The 15,024-nt window shown below is 41.0% G+C and carries 12 protein-coding genes; all 12 read left to right on the forward strand.

Annotated features, from left to right (window positions below):
- The 12 genes from HMAT_RS01425 (at position 1) to HMAT_RS01480 (ending at position 15,020) form a co-directional block, all read left to right on the forward strand.
- Positions 1-1,218 carry an ABC transporter permease gene (locus HMAT_RS01425; RefSeq protein WP_104381035.1) on the forward strand — a complete coding sequence of 406 codons (1,218 nt, stop codon included), beginning with the start codon at positions 1-3 and terminating at the stop codon, positions 1,216-1,218.
- Positions 1,219-1,331: 113 nt separating this feature from the next.
- Positions 1,332-3,455, forward strand: coding sequence for a cation:proton antiporter (locus tag HMAT_RS01430; RefSeq protein WP_104381036.1), 2,124 nt, complete (start codon positions 1,332-1,334; stop codon positions 3,453-3,455).
- A 26-nt stretch (positions 3,456-3,481) separates the two neighbouring features.
- Positions 3,482-4,744 (forward strand): NADP-dependent isocitrate dehydrogenase, encoded by a 1,263-nt coding sequence (gene icd, locus HMAT_RS01435; protein ID WP_104381037.1) that lies wholly within the window; start codon positions 3,482-3,484, stop codon positions 4,742-4,744.
- 55 nt (positions 4,745-4,799) lie between these two features.
- A complete protein-coding gene (locus HMAT_RS01440; protein WP_104381038.1) occupies positions 4,800-5,057 on the forward strand; it encodes a hypothetical protein in 258 nt (85 codons plus the stop codon).
- A gap of 187 nt (positions 5,058-5,244) precedes the next feature.
- On the forward strand, positions 5,245-6,312 hold the full coding sequence (serC, locus tag HMAT_RS01445) for a 3-phosphoserine/phosphohydroxythreonine transaminase (RefSeq protein WP_104381039.1): 1,068 nt from the start codon (positions 5,245-5,247) through the stop codon (positions 6,310-6,312).
- Between the two features lie 157 nt (positions 6,313-6,469).
- On the forward strand, positions 6,470-7,417 hold the full coding sequence (locus tag HMAT_RS01450; protein WP_104381040.1) for a D-2-hydroxyacid dehydrogenase: 948 nt from the start codon (positions 6,470-6,472) through the stop codon (positions 7,415-7,417).
- Between the two features lie 124 nt (positions 7,418-7,541).
- The gene (locus HMAT_RS01455; protein ID WP_104381041.1) at positions 7,542-8,855 is read left to right on the forward strand and encodes an aspartate kinase; all 1,314 of its coding nucleotides are present in this window, start codon (positions 7,542-7,544) and stop codon (positions 8,853-8,855) included.
- A 15-nt stretch (positions 8,856-8,870) separates the two neighbouring features.
- On the forward strand, positions 8,871-10,031 hold the full coding sequence (gene lysA, locus HMAT_RS01460; RefSeq protein ID WP_104381042.1) for a diaminopimelate decarboxylase: 1,161 nt from the start codon (positions 8,871-8,873) through the stop codon (positions 10,029-10,031).
- Positions 10,032-10,115: 84 nt separating this feature from the next.
- Positions 10,116-10,898, forward strand: a complete 783-nt coding sequence (locus HMAT_RS01465) for a prolipoprotein diacylglyceryl transferase family protein (protein ID WP_199768515.1) — start codon at positions 10,116-10,118, stop codon at positions 10,896-10,898.
- 3 nt (positions 10,899-10,901) lie between these two features.
- Positions 10,902-11,138, forward strand: coding sequence for a hypothetical protein (locus HMAT_RS01470; protein ID WP_104381044.1), 237 nt, complete (start codon positions 10,902-10,904; stop codon positions 11,136-11,138).
- Between the two features lie 14 nt (positions 11,139-11,152).
- Entirely contained in the window at positions 11,153-12,556 is a 1,404-nt protein-coding gene (locus HMAT_RS01475) for a radical SAM protein (RefSeq protein ID WP_104381045.1), read from the forward strand.
- Between the two features lie 121 nt (positions 12,557-12,677).
- Positions 12,678-15,020 carry a mechanosensitive ion channel family protein gene (locus HMAT_RS01480; protein ID WP_104381046.1) on the forward strand — a complete coding sequence of 781 codons (2,343 nt, stop codon included), beginning with the start codon at positions 12,678-12,680 and terminating at the stop codon, positions 15,018-15,020.
- Positions 15,021-15,024 lie beyond the last annotated feature (4 nt).

Consider the following 15,024-nt stretch of genomic DNA (forward strand, 5'->3'; position numbering starts at 1 on the left):
TTGAATTTTCCTTATTTTTTAGCAAATCGAATAGCATTTTCCGGTAAACGGACCTTCTCTAAGTTGATAGTTCGGGTTACAATTGGTGCAATTGCGCTAGCCATTGCTGCCATTATTATCTCTATTGCTGTTTTGCGGGGATTTAAAGGAGAGATCATTAGCAAGCAACGCGGCTTTTTTGCGGATGTACTGGTTTTGCGTTACGATCTAAATCAATCCTACGAGAATTCACCTATTTCACTTACTCCCGAACTTCATAAAACCATATTGGCGAATCCGCAAGTGTATTCCATCAATGCATTTGCGACCAAGGCTGGCATCATCAATGTGAACGACGAGGTGGAAGGTGTTGTTTTAAAAGGAATTGATTCGCTCTATGATCAGCAGCCGATAAAAAATATGCTGCTTGAAGGGAATACGATAGACTTTAAGTCCGAGAATGCCGATAATCAAATTCTAATCTCTAAATATCTGGCCGACCGCCTCCTCTTAAAAGTAGGTGATGACTTTATTATGTATTTTGTTCAGGAGCCTATCCGTAAAAGAAAGTTTGTCATTAAAGGAATATTTAATACAGGCTCAGAAGAACTAGATAAAGTGTACGTGATCGGATCGCTTAACCTCATTAGAAAACTGAGCAATCTTGATGATAATGAGGTGGGGGGATATGAAATTCGGATTAAGGATTTCAGTCAGCTGGGACAGACAACAGCTAAAATAGAGGATATGTTGCCGATTGATATGCAGGCAATCAATATTAAAGATCAAGTGCCGGATATTTTCCAGTGGCTGGATCTATTGGATATGAATACCAAGATTATCTTTATACTTATGACTGTGGTGGCCATTATCAATATGATTTCGGCCTTATTGATAACTATCCTTGAACGCACGTCCATGATCGGTATTTTAAAGGCCCTAGGCTACCATAATGCAGGTATTCGACGGGTGTTTATGTATAGTGCATTATACCTGATTGGTCTTGGTCTTCTGATCGGTAATCTCATCGGTTTAGGTTTTTATTTTCTACAGGATTATACCCATTTTTTCAAGTTGGATGAACAAACCTACTATATTTCTTATGTTGCTGTAAAGCTTTATTGGTCAGACGTTGTATTGGTCAATCTCGCTGTAGTCTTTATTGGTATGGTTTCCCTGTTTATTCCTTCGATGTTAATCAGCAAGATTAGTCCGATAAAAGCAATTTCTTTTAAGTAAGGCCTTTTTTAAGCATCGTTTTGCTGGAAAAATCGTATTTTTAGAGCTGTTAGCTGTTTCGACCAATAGCGAAAAACAAGTGGACACATTTTACCGATAGCATACGAGCACATATGAATAAAACTTTCGAGCATATTTCCCACGCTTTCGAAGCGCCCTTACAGAATCCCGTACTTATTTTTTCCCTGGTACTTTTTATTATTCTACTTTCCCCCATTGTTCTTCGGCCGATTAAGGTACCAGGCATCATTGGGCTGATTATATCCGGTGTTATTATTGGGCCCCATGGATTAAATTGGCTGGAGAAAAATTCTGCTATTAACCTGTTTTCAACTATCGGGCTTTTATATATCATGTTTATTGCCGGGCTGGAACTGGATATGAATGAATTCAAAAAGACTAAAAATAAAAGCTTACTTTTTGGTTTTTTTACATTTATCGTTCCTATAAGCATCGGTTATCCCGTTTGTCATCTGCTGTTGGGCTATGATGTGCTTGCTAGTCTGTTGATATCGAGCATGTTTGCGACCCACACCCTGGTGTCTTATCCCATTGTGAATAGCTATGGTATTTCTAAGATGGAAGCAGTGGCAATTACGATCGGAGGAACGATCCTGACCGATACCGCGGTACTGATTATATTAGCCGTTATTACGGGTGTTTCACAGGGAAATATTGGCAATGAATTCTGGGTGACTTTGGGAATTTCCTTTGCGATTTTCCTTTTTATCATGTTTGGAATTATCCCTCGGATTGCAAAATGGTTTTTTGAACGGTTGGGTAGTGAAAAGACATCAAACTATATTTTTGTGCTTTCCGTAGTGTTTTTTGCCGCTTTTTTGGCTGAAATTGCAGGTTTGGAGCCCATCATCGGAGCCTTTGTCGCTGGGTTGGCTTTGAATAAATTGATCCCACATTCTTCGGCACTGATGAATCGAATCGAATTTATCGGTAATGCGATCTTTATTCCGTTCTTCCTGATATCTGTAGGTATGATCGTGGACGTGAGCGTAATCTTGAAGGGCCCGCAGGCATTAATCATTGCAGGAACCTTGACAATTGTGGCAATTGTGGGGAAATATGCGGCTGCTTGGCTGACACAGAAGATATTCAAATATAGCCGGGGGCAGCGCAATCTGATTTTTGGTCTGAGCAGTGCCCATGCTGCTGCTACGCTGGCTGTTATTATGGTCGGTCACAAAAATGGAATTATAGATGAAAATGTGCTGAACGGAACAATTTTGCTCATTCTGGTGACCTGTATAGTTGCGACCATCGTCACGGGAAATGCTTCTAAAAAAGTGGTCATGGATGGTGAGCAGGATGAGGAGCATATAGATGTGGTAAGAGAAAAAGATGAAAACATATTGATCTCCATTGCTAATATGGATAATATGGAGCCTATCCTTGATTTTTCAACTTACATCAAGAGTAAGAAGTGTACCTATCCGGTGAGTATTGTATCTGTAGTAAAGGATAATGAACAGGCACAACTGAATATGGCCCGCGCGCGTAAGAATCTGGACAATATGGTCCGTTATGCTTCCGGTTCAGAGACAAACGTCAATATCAGTGCAACGATAGATTTAAATATTGCCAGCGGTGTGGCCCGGTCAGCAAAAGAGGTCTCGGCAAATTGTATTGTGTTGGGTTGGCCAAGCGCAGCCAATTTTATGGATAAATTTGTCGGTGAAAAAACAGAAAGTATTCTCAACAGAACGTCAGCCAATGTAATGCTCTGTCATTTTAAGAAGCCTTTTATTTCCAATAAATCTATTGTTGTGTTTGCTCCGCCGATGTGTGAGGCCGAGTTTGGTTTTGAATACTGGTTAGAGAAGGTTATCAAACTTGCTCAGGAGCTTTCGGTTCCCATTTCCTTTGTCGTTGATACACGTTCTGCTTCGGCGATCAAGGCTCATCTTGCCGAAATCAAGAACTCTGTTCCCGTGACGTTCAGGCATTACGATGACTGGGATAATTTACAGGGACTAAAAGCGTTTAAAGAAGAAGATTCCATGTTTATCTTTGTTTCTGCGCGGAACGGAGAAGTATCTTACCGGGATTCGCTGGATGGTGTTGCAAAAAAATTAGATCGCATCTATGCAAACGAAAACCTTGTTTTGGTGTTTCCTAGTAGGATAGAAAATGCACATATCGACGAATACGAAGATGTTGAGGCTGCACCGATATTCCGGAAGATTAGTAAAGAGATTGGAAATATGTTTAATAAAGGATAGTTGCTATCCGCTAAAAACGCAGATTTATGTCAAATAAGATTACAATGTCCAACGAAGGAACACTACAGGTTCCAGATTTCCCAACCATTCCTTTTATCATCGGTGATGGCATAGGTCCTGACCTATGGCATGCTGCAGTGCGTGTTTTTGATCAAGCCGTGGAGAAGGTCTATAATGGACGGCGGAAAATCAGTTGGAAAGAAGTTTTGGCAGGAGAAAAAGCATTTCATGAAACCGGTGAGTGGTTGCCAAAGGCAACCTTAGCTATATTACGTGAATATCTGGTGGGCATAAAAGGGCCATTGACTACGCCTGTAGGCGGTGGTATTCGCTCATTGAATGTTGCCTTGCGGAAAGATCTGGATCTCTACGTCTGCCAGCGACCGACAAAATGGTTTGAAGGTGTGCCGTCTCCCGTCAGACATCCCGAATATGTGGATATGGTAATTTTTCGGGAGAATACCGAAGACATTTATGCGGGGATAGAGTTTCAGGCCGGCAGCGCTGAATCCAATAAATTGCAGGATTTCCTTCATGATGAACTTGATATTGATTATAACTTTTCGAGTACGACAGGGGTAGGGGTCAAACTGGTTTCTGAGGAAGGATCCAAACGCCTGGTTCGCGCAGCGATCGAACATGCCATTCGATATGCATTACCTTCGGTGACCATCGTCCACAAGGGGAATATCATGAAATATACCGAAGGGGCTTTTAAAATCTGGGGTTTTGAGGTTGCAGAAACAGAGTTTGCGGATAAAACCTATACCTGGGGGCAATGGGAGCGGACTAAAGGGGAAAAAGGTGAGGCGGCTGCCAATCAAGAACAGAAAGAAGCCTTGGCTTCGGGCAAAATCTTGATCAAGGATATCATTGCGGATAATTTCTTACAACAGATCTTGCTCAATCCACGTGATTTTTCGGTAGTGGCTACGTTGAATCTAAATGGAGACTATATCTCCGATGCCCTTGCGGCGATGGTCGGGGGGATAGGAATTGCACCCGGCGCGAATATCAACTTTAAGACAGGGCATGCTGTTTTTGAAGCTACTCATGGTACAGCACCACGATTTGCAAATACAAATACCATGAATCCTTCATCTGTCATTCTCAGTGGGGTGATGATGCTGGAATATTTAGGCTGGACAGAGGCTTCGGCAGCTATTATAAAGGCACTCGGTGAAACCATTATTGCAAAAACGGTAACTGTAGATTTTTACAATCTGATGCATGATGCAACATTAGTGAAAACCAGTGAGTTCGCAGATCGGATCATTGAAAAAATATAAGAATTTTCTTTTTTAAGATATTAAGCAGAAATTTGATTAAAATTTCTGCTTTTTTATGCAATATGATCAACTACCCTCTTTTGTAAAAGAATCCCCCGTATTTAGTACGGAAGATAAAATTAAACTGGCTCAGATAGACCGTTTACCTACACCGCAAGAGGTAGATGAAATTACACCCCTGCCTGAAATTTATGAATTATTAAATGCCTTCATCGGTGATCAATCCTCCCGTAATGTCCATCTTCAGCTTAAAGCGAAAGAGTATTTGCAAGATAATCAATTAGATATGGCTTGGAAAGTGCTTCTTCTTTGATTATTTTAACAACCAATCGGTATCATGTTGTGTGATATTTTTATTGAAATGATTCAGAATTTTGTAAATTTTCAATAAAAAAACAGAATAGTTGAAAAATATATAATTTTATTTTACCTTTGGTTTTTAAAACAACAGATTGCTTTACTAGGGTTCAGAAAGGGCAATCAAACAAACTATAACATCAATGAAACATAATTTTGGAGCAGGTCCATGTATTCTGCCAAAGGAAGTATTTCAACAAGCCTCAGAAGCTGTAATTGATTTTAACAACACAGGTTTATCAATTTTAGAGATCTCTCACCGTTCCAAAGAGTTTGAAGCAGTGATAGATGAGGCGACTCAGTTAGTACGTGAACTATTAGTTGTGCCACAAGGATATTCGATTCTTTTCTTACAAGGTGGAGCTAGTCTACAATTTGCGATGGCCCCCCTAAACCTGTTACCTGAGGGCGGTAAAGCCGCTTATTTAGATACTGGTGTATGGGCGACTAAAGCTTTAAAAGAAGCTAAGAAATTCGGAACGGTTGATGTTGTAGCTTCGTCGATAGATAAAAATTATTCTTATATCCCTAAAGGATATTCAATTCCTGCAGATGCTGCTTATTTCCACTATACGGCAAATAATACTATTTATGGTACCGAGGTGTTTGAAAAACCGGCTACGGATTTACCGGTGGTTGTGGATATGTCTTCTGATATTTTTTCCCGTGAGATCAATGTTGCCGATTACGACTTGATCTATGCTGGAGCACAAAAAAATATGGGACCCGCTGGTGTAACGTTGGTTATTGTGAAAGATGATATTTTGGGGAAATCAGGACGTGTTCTACCTTCGATGTTAGATTACAAATTGCATATCGATGGAGGTTCCATGTATAATACTCCTCCGGTTTATTCGATCTTTGTTTCGATGTTGAATCTACGTTGGTTAAAAGCAAAAGGTGGTGTGCCTGTTTTAGAGCAGGAGAATATCATTAAAGCACGTGCATTATATGATGAGATCGACCGCAATCCTTTATTCAAAGGTACTGCAGCAGTGGAAGACCGCTCGCGTATGAATGTGACTTTCGTCATGGATACGCCAGAATTGGAAGCCGAATTTCTGGCTTTGGCGAAAGAGCGCAATCTGATTGGTATTAAAGGTCACCGTTCGGTAGGTGGATTTAGAGCTTCAATCTACAATGCATTGCCATTGAGTAGCGTGAACGCTTTAATTGATGCCATGAAGGAATTTGAAGATACGCACAAATAATAAAATTGATTAAAAAAGTATGCTGATGAAATAAACCAGCTTCATGGAGATCATATCGTTGATCTGCAAAAGGTTTGTTCGCCTCATCATATCAAAGTAAACAGGGTTACAGAGTCATTGATACAATGAAAATCGGCCCGCATAAAAAATTATAAGGATGAAAATATTAGCAAATGACGGTATCGATCCATTAGGAAAGAAAATGTTGGAAGATGCCGGTCATACTGTAGATACAAACCATATACCACAGGAAGAGTTGGCCGAAAAGCTACCTGCCTATGATGCGATCACTGTACGTAGTGCGACTAAAGTCCGTCAGGGGTTGATCGACGGCTGTCCAAATTTGAAAGTAATCGGTCGTGGTGGCGTGGGAATGGATAATATTGACGTGGAATATGCGCGTTCAAAAGGCATTGCTGTTGTTAATACGCCAGCTGCATCGTCTTTGTCCGTTGCTGAATTGGTCTTTGCACACCTATTGAATGGCGTACGTTTTTTATATGACTCCAACCGGAAAATGCCTGTTGAAGGAAATACCAAATTTGGTGCTTTGAAAAAAGCCTACGGTGCGGGAACTGAACTTCGCGGAAAAACAATTGGTATTGTAGGTTTTGGCCGTATCGGTCGTGAGGTCGCTAAAATTGCCATTGGTTTGGGAATGGATGTTGTCTACACGGATCTATTTGAAGGTCCTAAAGGACTAACCATTGATCTTTCAGGTGGTATTCAGGTGGAAGTTCCGATCAAACAGGTAGAAATGACCGACTTGTTGAAAGTTTCTGACTTTATCTCCTTACATGTACCATTCTTGGATAAACCAGCGATCGGTGCTGCAGAATTCCCACTATTGAAAGATGGTGTTGGCTTGGTGAACGCTTCCAGAGGTGGTGTTATTGATGAGCTGGAGTTGGTAAAGGCATTGGATGCTGGCAAAGTTGCATTTGCTGGTTTAGATGTATTCGACAACGAACCTACACCGCGTGAGGAAATTTTAAAACATCCAAAGATTTCGTTGACACCACATATTGGCGCAGCGACAAATGAAGCACAAGAAAGAATCGGTGAAGAATTGGCCGGTTTACTGATCGAAAACTTGAAGAAGTAATTCTTCCGCATAGAATAAATATATGCGGCACAAAACTTTCATGATTTTGTGCCGCATTTTTTTTAATATAAATTCATGAATTGCCTATATTGGCGCACAGAAATTTAATAATTGTAACTTTAGTATGAAAGTTTTAAAATTTGGTGGTACTTCAGTAGGAAGTGCAGTACGTATCAAAGGGTTGTTGGATATTGTAAACCCTTTGGAACGTCAGATCGTTGTGTTGTCCGCGGTAGCTGGAACGACAAATGCTTTAGTGGAAATTGGTCAGGCTTACACAGTAGGTAAGAAGGACGAGGCTAAGGATTTGATCAAGAAGCACAAGGATAAGTACGAAGACCTTATTAAGGAACTTTTTAATACTGAAGCTGGCTATAAAAATGGCAAGGAGCTCATCGACTATCATTTTAACCTAATTTCCAGCTTGGCAAATGAGCTGTTTACGCCAATTGAAGAAAAAATTATTTTGGCACAAGGTGAATTGATTTCTACCGCATTATGGCATTTTTACCTTAATGAAATCGGCATCTCATCCGTCTTGTTGCCAGCATTGGATTTTATGAAAATCGATGAGGATAATGAGCCAATGGTGGAATATATCGGTGAAAAATTGAGTGCAATTTTGGCTCAGCACCCCGAAAATACCTTGTTTATCACACAGGGATTTATCTGTAGAAATTCATTTGGTGAAATCGATAACCTACGCCGCGGTGGATCGGATTATACAGCTTCATTGATCGGAGCAGCTATCCGTGCCGATGAAGTTCAGATCTGGACAGACATTGATGGTATGCACAATAATGACCCGCGTGTCGTAAAAGGTACGACGCCGATCGCGCATCTTAGCTTCGACGAAGCAGCCGAATTAGCTTATTTTGGGGCGAAGATATTACACCCGCAATCGGTGTTTCCTGCACAAAAATATAATGTGCCGGTGCGTCTGTTAAATACGATGGAGCCCAATGCTAAAGGAACATTAATTAGCAAAGATGGCGCACAAAAAGGTTGTATCAGAGCAATCGCCGCAAAAGATGGTATCACCGCCATTCATATTCATTCTTCAAGAATGTTACTTGCTTACGGATTCCTACGTCGTGTTTTCGAGATTTTTGAGCGCTATAAAACACCTATCGATATGATTACTACTTCAGAAGTAGCGGTTTCATTGACCATAGATGATACGACCAATTTAGCCGATATTATTAAAGAAGTGGAAGACTTTGGTTCTGTTACAGTAGACGGCGATCAGACAATTGTCTGTGTGGTCGGTGACTTCGGTCTGAATAGCCATGGTTATGCTGCACGTGTACTTGATGCTGTAAAACATCTTCCGGTTCGTATGATTTCATACGGTGGTTCGGACTTTAATGTATCCATTTTATTGAATTCGGATCATAAAACTGAGGCTTTACGCTCATTGCATAATCGTTTATTTTAAGAAAGTAGGTTTTATATGATAAATACAGCTATTGCGGCAAAATTTGCAGAGAAAGAAACGCCGTTTTATTACTACGACTTGGCCGTGTTAAACAAAACCTTGGAAGCGGCTTATACTGCTTCCCACAAAAGGGGATTCCATGTTCATTATGCATTGAAAGCCAATTTTAATGAGGTGTTATTAAAAACCATCCAACAGATCGGCTTCGGAGCGGACTGTGTGAGCGGAAATGAAGTGAAAAAGGCTATTGAATGTGGCTTCGCGCCACAGAATATTACTTTTGCCGGCGTTGGAAAATCGGATAAGGAGATCAATTATGCACTACAGCAAAATATCTTTGCATTCAATGTAGAGTCTATTCAGGAGCTTGAAGTTATCAACGAATTGGCTTCAAAACAAGGTGTAAAAGCCCATGTTGCTTTGCGCATAAATCCCAATGTTGATGCACATACCCATCATTATATTACAACAGGACTCGACGAGAACAAATTTGGTATTCCAAATGCTGATCTCGAGAAATGCGCTGCTGTTCTTAAGAAATGTGATTTTATAGAATTGGTAGGATTACACTTTCATGTGGGCTCCCAGATTACCGATATGACGGTATTCAAAAGTTTGTGCGTAAAGGTCAACGAGTGGAAGAACTGGTTTGAGGAGCGCGGAACAAAGATCCGTGTGCTGAACGTCGGTGGGGGACTTGGGATAGACTATAAAAATCCGGATGGTAATCCGATTCCGGATTTTGAAGCTTATTTTGATATTTTTGACCGCTTCTTGGAGCGCAAGCCACATCAGGAAGTTCATTTTGAGCTAGGCAGAGCCCTAGTCGCTCAGTGTGGAAGCTTAGTAAGCCGTGTATTATATGTTAAGAATGGTGTCAAGAAAAACTTTTTAGTACTGGATGCGGGAATGACTGAATTGATGCGTCCGGCTTTGTACCAGGCTTACCATAAAATGGAGAATATCAGTGAGAGCACCGAGGCAGAAGCGCTAAACTATGATGTTGTCGGGCCAATTTGTGAATCCTCGGACTGCTTTGGAAAGGAAGTGCCTTTGCCCATATCAAAACGTGGGGACTTGATCGCTATCCGTTCAGCAGGAGCCTATGGTGAGGTAATGGCCTCCCGTTATAATTTGAGAGAAGAAATCAGATTTGTTTACAGCGATCAACTGTAAGCGACAATTTTAGATGAAAACAGATTTAAAGAGCCGGTTCATTTTATGGACCGGCTTTCTATTTTTCATGTATAGATATCTAAAATGTCTTTTGTATACTTGTTTATGCTTACAGCCATTGAATTTCCGGTTACCATTGACCTATTTGGAAAGACCTTCCTCCTACATCCGTTTATGGAAGGATTAGGGATGTTTATGGGGATGCGCTATTATCAGCTGCTGAAATGGAAGGACAGGGAAAGTTTAGGGCACACCAATTCACTTTTGATTGTTATTGCGGCGGCCTTAGGCGCGTTGATCGGATCCCATATCATTGGTTCGTTGGAACGTCCCGAGGAACTGTTGCGTGCAGTGAGCAAAATACGCTACATCTGGTTAAATAATACCATTGTAGGCGGCCTGGCGGGCGGCCTGCTCGGGGTGGAACTGATAAAAAAAATCATGGGTAAGAAAGAGAGCACCGGCGATCTCATGGTATTTCCTCTGATTGTTGCGATTATGATCGGAAGGATAGGCTGTTTTTATACGGGCGTATTTGAGCAGACTTATGGCTTGCCTACGGACTGTCCATTGGGGATGTACCTTGGTGATAGTTATCGGAGACATCCGGTGGCCTTATACGAGATTGCATTTCTGATGCTGCTATTTCTTTTATTGCAGTTGTTTAAACGGAGATTTATATTCCAAAATGGTTTCCTCTTTCAGCTTTTTATGCTCAGTTATTTTGGCTTTCGTCTTTTATTGGATTTTATAAAGCCAAGGGCAATCATTCTTTTTGGGATGAGTACCATACAGATTACCTGTCTTATTGTGATAATTTATTATATTTATTTATTGAAGAATGCGCATATAGAAAGGAAGGTCTAAATTATGTATTTACTCGAAGGATCATTTGGTTCGGAAAACACAGCCGTTTTGGGTTTGTTTTTACTGTTTGGAGGTGCTATGGTCATTGGAATAGCACTTTTGGTCATCATCATCGGTTCGATTATGAAATCCAATAATAAAGAGTCTAGGTTTAATGTTAACCCTTGGCTGAAAGTATTATTGGGCGGTATTGGAGCAATGATCGCTGGTGGGGTTGCCTGTGGAATAGCACTAAATTAATTAGCGATAGATATATGCCAGTTAGAAATTATACGTATTACGATTATACCATCAGTTTGTGCCCGACTTGTCTTTCGCGTGTAGGTGCAAAGATTATCATCGAAGATGAAAAGGTCTTTATGACCAAAAATTGCCCTGATCACGGTTTTTTCAAAACGCTGATCGCAACTGATGTGGAATATTATAAAAATATCCGGAACTATAATAAGGCATCCGAGACACCGTTAAAATTTGAAAATGAGGTCCACTATGGCTGTCCTTACGATTGCGGTTTATGTGTCGATCACGAACAGCACAGCTGTCTTTCTATCGTCGAAGTGACCGATCGTTGCAATCTGACATGTCCGACCTGCTACGCCATGTCTTCGCCCCATTATGGGAGGCATCGCTCGCTGGAGGAAATCGAACGTATGTTTGACAAGATCGTTGAAAGCGAAGGTGAGCCGGATGTGGTTCAGATCAGTGGGGGAGAGCCAACTATCCATCCGGAGTTTTTTAAGATATTGGATATTGCAAAAACAAAACCGATAAAACATTTGATGCTGAATACCAATGGTATCCGCATTGCAAATGACCCCGGGTTTGCTGAACAACTTGCAACCTACGCTCCAGAATTTGAAATTTACCTGCAATTTGATTCTTTCCGACCGGAAGTGCTTGAGAAGTTTAGGGGAAAGGATCTGACCGATGTACGTAAAAAAGCCATTGAAAAGCTCAATGGTTTAAATCTGAGCACGACGCTCGTAGTGGTCCTGGAGAAGGGTACCAATGACGATGAGATTGGAGAGATACTGGATTATGCTTTGAATCAACGGTGTGTCCGCGGAGTGACCTTCCAACCGGTGGAGATTGCCGGACGAAACGCACAGGATGCTCAACAGAATAAAATGACACTCACTGAGGTCAGGCAGGAAATCCTGGATCAATATCCCTTGTTGAATCCGCATGATATCATTCCAGTGCCGTGTAATCCAGATGCCCTGGCGATGGGGTATGTGCTTAAGATAGGTGAGGAAAAGATTCCACTGACACGACATATTGATCCCGCTGTACTATTGAATAACCAGTCCCGTAATACCATTGTATATGAGCAGGATACCGGTGTTCAAATGCAACTATTGGATATTTTCAGTACCGGTATTTCGGTGGATAAAGTCAAACCCAAGGTGAATCAACTGTTATGCTGTCTGCCTGAGGTTTGTGCTCCTGAACTGGATTATGATAATCTTTTCCGCATCATTATCATGAATTTTATGGATGCTTATGATTTCGATGTCCGCGCGGTCAAAAAATCATGTGTACATATTGTCAATAAAGATCTGAAGTTAATCCCCTTTGAGACCATGAATCTCTTTTACCGTGATGATAAGGTCAAACGCCTAGAGGAACTTAAATTATCGGATGCTATTCGATTTTAGAGTTGGATAAACTATTTTTGTTGGAAAATAATAGGATAGACTTTTTCCCTGAAAATTCCTTTTGTAGCGTTTCTTGAGGATCGAACAGGCTATTATTGAAAGAGATTAACAATTTGGGAATATGAAATTGAGCAGCGTTAAGCATTTCATTACAGTTATCGGTTTATTGATATTACATCTCTATGCCTTCGGACAAGATTCGGTGCAGGTAAGAAGAGGAGCGGCCAATATTGACAAGTCGGTATCACATACAGGTTTAAATAGGAGATTCAGTGCCGATTCGACTCGAGTGGGGAATGATTCGTTACGCAATGATCTGCGAAAAGTCAATCTGACGTTCCTGTCCAATATTCGTACGGCGTCAATGGCGGAATTTGTTGCTCAGCTAAATGAAAAATCCAATTCTTATGCGTTAACGAGCGCAAATTCAGCAAAAGATTCAGTTACGACAGTAAGAAATTCGATTTCCGAAGAACTTCGACAGCTTAAATCTATCAAAGGGAGTATCGCAAATTATTCCAGCAGCTTAAGTAGCACACAAGATCAGATCCGCGGTATTATCAACCGATATGATATTAATGCCAACAATCATTCGCGCGCACATCAATATCTCAATAGTGCCGAGCTTAAACTGTCAGCAAAGATGGATTCGCTTGAATTGATCAATCGCACAATTGATGAGCTTATCTTAAAGAATCAGCGGCATCTCAATAGATTAGACCTGATTCCGGAAACAAAAACTGCAGCAAAGAAACCTGATGTTGCACCGAGCAAGAGTTCAATCTGGAAAGCCAATACCACAAGTATTTCGAAAGACGTACTCTTGGACAATATTCGCAGTAATTATAGTAATAACAAATCCATAGACAAATATGTCAACCGCACGGATTGGGCGAGCCGGATTTTGTTGATTGTGCTCGGGCTGGCCTATTCGTATTGGATTGTACGGGTGGCTTATATTCTGAAGCAAAATGATCCGGAACATAAGCTTGCCATCGATGCCATTGTCGGGAAAACTATTATTTTGCTGCTGACATTATTGCCTTTTGTCAATTTCTTTACACCAACCTTCATTTTACAGGCCTCTCAACTGGTGATCATGTTAATATTCATGTTTCTATTGCGGCATAAAATGACGGGACAGCAACGTAAGATTGCCCTGATTCTGATCATCTTTTACCTATTGGATGTCTTCGTCAATATGATTGTAAGTGATGATCTGTTTTTGCGTATTATCTGTATCGGCTTTAATCTGATCGCATTGGGATTGGTAAGTTATACTAAACGACGTATCAATAATCCGGAGAGTCCAGGGTATATCAGCAATTTTATCTATGTGGTGTTTGCCGTCTTAAATATCACGGCGATAACATTGAATGTCATTGGACATGTGGAGCATTCTCGCAGCTTTAGCATTGCATGTGCCGTAGGCTTGGTGCAGTCATTTACCTTACAGTATTTTGCTGATATGATCAAAGCAGATGTCCGCAACCAGTTCAAAAAGGACCGTTTGGTATCGGGATTCTGGATGCGCTTTAATGAGCAGCGCACCTTGGCTATTATAACAGAGATTCTTCGTATTGTATGTATCCTATTGGCAATTATTGTCCTGGCGAATAACCTACAGTTTATTGAAACCTTATTGGGACTTAGTGAAACGTTTTTTGGTAAGGTGCGTAGCATCGGTAGTATTTCCTTTACCTTAGGTAATCTCGTTGTTGCGGTACTGCTGTTGCTTGTGGCGAATTGGTTTCAAAAGAATATCAGTCTCATTGTGCTCGGGGGTGAAGATGGCCAGCTAAATCAGGCCTATAATCAGAAAATGACACTCTTTCCGTTATTTCGTTTGGCGATTATTCTGATCGGTTTTTTTATGGCTATCTCGGCTTTGGGTATGAGCCTGGATAAACTTACCGTCGTCATTGGAGCACTAAGTGTTGGGATCGGTTTGGGGATGCAAAATATCATTAATAATTTTGTGTCGGGAATCATTCTTGTTTTTGATAAGCCATTCCGTGTAGGCGATCAGATTGAACTAGCGGATAAAAAAGGGCGTGTCAAGGAGATCGGTATCCGTGCCAGTGTATTGAAAACCGCAGACGGCGCTGATGTGATTATTCCGAATGGTGATTTACTGTCGGGCAGGGTCGTCAACTGGACATTATCGCAAGAATATAGCAAGACTAGTTTTGTCCTTCACATCGACCGCAAGGCAGACCTTGATCAGGCCAAACAATGGATAAACCAGGCAATGGCGGCAAGCCCACATTTCGTTAGGGAGCGGGATAGCGGTATCAGTGTGCAGGATATCAGCGAAGAAATGATCTATTTAAGCGTTTCTTGCTGGGTGAATTTCGCCGCGAATGCCTCATCTTTTAAAAATGATGTGCTGATTATCCTTTATAAGCAGTTTGAAGAAAAGGGATTGAAATTCTATAGTGTATTGCCACCTAAAGGCAATTAAGGGA

Source organism: Sphingobacterium sp. HMA12, assembly GCF_002933815.1.
In the GTDB taxonomy this organism is placed as follows: Bacteria; Bacteroidota; Bacteroidia; order Sphingobacteriales; family Sphingobacteriaceae; genus Sphingobacterium.